Genomic DNA, 2,537 nt, shown 5'->3' with positions numbered 1-2,537 from the left:
CTTCGCCGATGGGCGTTTCGAGGGAGACGGGATCCTGCGCCACCTTGAGAATGTCGCGGACACGATCTGGCGTAATCTCCATCTCGGCGCCCAACTCCTCGGAGGTTGGCTCGCGGCCGAGATCCTGGACGAGCCGGCGGGTCAGCCGGCTGAGCCGGTTGATCGTCTCGACCATGTGCACAGGGATACGGATCGTGCGCGCCTGGTCAGCAATAGCCCGCGTGATCGCCTGCCTGATCCACCACGTCGCGTAGGTGCTGAACTTAAAGCCCTTGCGGTACTCAAACTTCTCGACGGCGCGAATCAGCCCGATGTTGCCTTCCTGGATCAGATCCAGCAGCGACATCCCCCGGCCGATGTACTTCTTAGCGACACTGACGACCAGCCGAAGGTTCGCTTCGGTGAGGGAGGCGCGGGCGCGCTCCGCCTCGAACTGAATCCAGCCGAAGTGGTCAGCCAGTGAGCGTGCATCCACCGTCAGCGCGCGCCCCACGATGGGCGTCAGCGGACGCGTCTCGCCAGCTCCACGCCGCTCAGCGACCCAGTCCAGCAAGTCGTCTGGCAGCAGCCGGCAGAGCGTGGACAGCTCAATCAGCGCCTCGCGCAACTCGTCGGCCTGTCGGTCACAGCGCGCCGCTATCGTCTGGCACCGCTCAGCGGGCAACTCATCCGTGTCGCCAAGCGTCGTCATCGCATCGCGGTAGCCGCTCCGGGTTGGCTCAAGCGTCTCGAACCACTGCGCGAAGAGCGGGAAATGCTGCTCGAAGCGCCGTTCCAGTTCGGCCATCAGCTCCAGGGCGACGGCCTCGGTCTCCGTCTCACGGATGTCCTGGGTGAGTTGCTCCAGGTAGGCGCCTTCCTCCATCCGTCGGGCGAGCCGCTTCTCGCCGCTCCATGAGAGCAGCGGGACGAGGCCGATCTCCCGGAGGTACATCCGAACGTGGTCTTCCAGACCCTCGGTGTCCTCCGGGCGGACAATGACCTCCTGAGTCGCCTCCGTCTCCGCCTGGGAGCGATTCGCCAGCGCTAGCGCCACGACCGGATCGGCCTCACTCTCTTCGAGGAGGAGGTCCGCGTCCGTTGGCGTGATCCAGCCGATGCCCGTCACGCTGTCTTCGACGGCAACGGGGCCGAGCAGCACTGGCGTATCGGTGACGACGCTATCGTCGTCGGAGGCGCTCAGCACCAGCGACTCAGCTTCGAGATCGACATCGGCGCTCAGAGTGTTCGGCCCGAGACCGTCCGGACCCAGGTGAGCCGCAATACCGTCCTCTGCAAGATCGACGGACAGGTCAAGATCCTGGAGCGGTTCAAGCGTCGCGGCGCCGGCGGCGTGCAGCGTGATCACCTGATCCGACTCATACGGCTGGAGCGTCTCTGTGGCCGGCCTCTCGCGGGAGATGCGGCTGCTGTGCTGCTTGTCAACCACCAAGGACCTCCTGCCCCCGTCGGATGCTCCAGGACGCTGAACCGATCACCCCGAGCCGCTGCTGCTCGACGATGGTCTCCTGGATGTTGGCGGCCACCCGCCGCAACATGTCGAGAGACGCTCGCGCTTCAGCGGCGCCGACGCCTGCTTCCTCCTCGTGCAGGGCCGATTGAAGTGCCTGATATTGCCTGAATAGACGATCCCGTCGCAACTCCATCCGGCGCACGTCAAGCTCTCGACGCAGATCCTCCTGCGAGATCTCGACGTTCCGTTCGTCGCACACCCGCACGCGAGCGACGGTGTCGGCGACGGCCGAACCGAGGCTCTGCTCGACTCGGGCAAGCGCCGTCTCAGCGTCAGGCCAGGCCGGGCCGTCCATAAGCTGCTGAAGAATAGCCCGATGCACGCCGCTCTCGAAGTCGTTCGGCTCCGGCCAGCCCTCGATGTTCCCGACACGCACGAGCAGCGCGATGACGAAGTCCTGGAGCTGCAGTTGTGGGTCTGTCCGCGAGACGGGCAGTTCAGGAGGCGTCTCCGGAGCCTGCGTCGGCGCGTTGGGCTGCCCGAGCGGGCCGACCTGGCCGAGTGGACGCGGCGCCGCCTGCGGCCGGTCATTGCGCGCCACCACGTGCATCGTGCGGCGGGCGAAGTCCCGAAGCAGATCGATCCCCGTCCCGATGATGCCGGCCAGCTTCTGGAGGTACTGATCACGGTCTATCGGGTCCGAAATGTCGTAGATCAGGCCAACCGCAGCCCGGGCAGCCTCGCGCCGCCCCTCGGTGACCGACAGATCGAACACGCGCGGCAAGTTCTCGAAGACGAAGTCAATGATCGGTTTGGCGGCCGACGACTCACGGACCCAGTCGTCTGGGTTCTGGCGGATGACCTCATCGGGGTCTTTCCCACCCGTCAGCGTGAACGCCTTCAGGATCGTGCGCCGCTCCACGAAGATCGTGGGGCCGCTGTCTCGCCCGCGCGAGCGTTCGGAGCCGTTGAGCAGACTAAAGTCGATGCGCGGCGCCTCATCCCGGGTGCCGTCATGCGCCACACCCGACCCGCGTAGCGCAGCGCGCAGGCCGGCCGCGTCGTTGTCGAGGCAGAGGATAAT

1 protein-coding gene and 1 pseudogene are annotated in these 2,537 nt (G+C 66.0%); both read right to left on the bottom strand.

The window, feature by feature from the left end:
• Window positions 1-607 (bottom strand): sigma-70 family RNA polymerase sigma factor (locus tag Q0C41_RS31575; RefSeq protein WP_367079330.1); only part of this gene is annotated, 607 nt, incomplete at its 3' end.
• An 814-nt stretch (window positions 608-1,421) separates the two neighbouring features.
• Window positions 1,422-2,537 (bottom strand): annotated as a pseudogene (locus tag Q0C41_RS31255) (hypothetical protein); the annotation flags it as partial.

This window comes from Luteitalea sp. (assembly GCF_022842525.1).
Taxonomy (GTDB): domain Bacteria; phylum Acidobacteriota; class Vicinamibacteria; order Vicinamibacterales; family Vicinamibacteraceae; genus Luteitalea.
Note: the sequence above shows the minus strand (reverse complement) of the source record. Positions and strands in the feature narration are given on the sequence as shown.